The organism is Streptococcus sanguinis (assembly GCF_020729765.1).
Lineage (GTDB): Bacteria > Bacillota > Bacilli > Lactobacillales > Streptococcaceae > Streptococcus > Streptococcus sanguinis_Q.
The window spans coordinates 1-607 of the sequence record NZ_JAJEPD010000054.1; the positions used below are offsets into that span (position 1 = coordinate 1).

Below are 607 nucleotides of genomic sequence, written 5' to 3' on the forward strand. Positions count from 1 at the left end.
AAAGACGATCAGAAACCATTCGTAGATTACGTTCTGACTTATAATCCCATAGAAACTTTTTATCAGAATTCTGATCAATTGAATTTAGGATGATGTGATTGTGGATATGATCTTTATCCACATGAGTTGCTACAATAAAACGAAATCTTCCTCCTGTCAACTCTTTAACTGTCTCATAACCAATCCGATTGATTTGTTCAGGAGTGAGATGGTCATCTGGAGAAAAGGACTGAATGATGTGATGAGAATGAATTTTTCGTTGATTTACTTCTTGTCTATCATGACGAAATTCATAAAGAGTATCATTACTTAAAAAATTATCATTGTACATCTTCACTAGTTCTTTATAACTAGGAAAATCTAAATAATTTCTCATACCAAAATCTGAAACTAGTGTTAGATTTTTTGTTTTACTTGGATTCAAAATATATTTGATTAGTTTACTACGATAATTTTTTCCATGAATCGCAAAGTGTTTAGTGATGACCATAAAATTTCCTCAATTTTTCAGATTGAATAAGAAAATCTTTCTCCACTTCTACTATTAATTCTTCTATACCTTTTCTCAACTCATTTAATTCAACTTCCGTTATTAAATTCGAATAAT

Annotated in this window: 1 protein-coding gene and 1 pseudogene; both read right to left on the reverse strand. The window is 29.5% G+C overall.

Annotation, left to right across the window (positions count from 1 at the left end; translation table 11 throughout):
• On the reverse strand, window positions 1-490 hold a 490-nt coding region (locus K4H96_RS07850; protein ID WP_227956456.1), incomplete at its 3' end, for a relaxase/mobilization nuclease domain-containing protein.
• Window positions 477-607: pseudogene (locus K4H96_RS07855) on the reverse strand (plasmid mobilization relaxosome protein MobC); the annotation flags it as partial. The pseudogene K4H96_RS07855 and the gene K4H96_RS07850, both read right to left, overlap by 14 nt.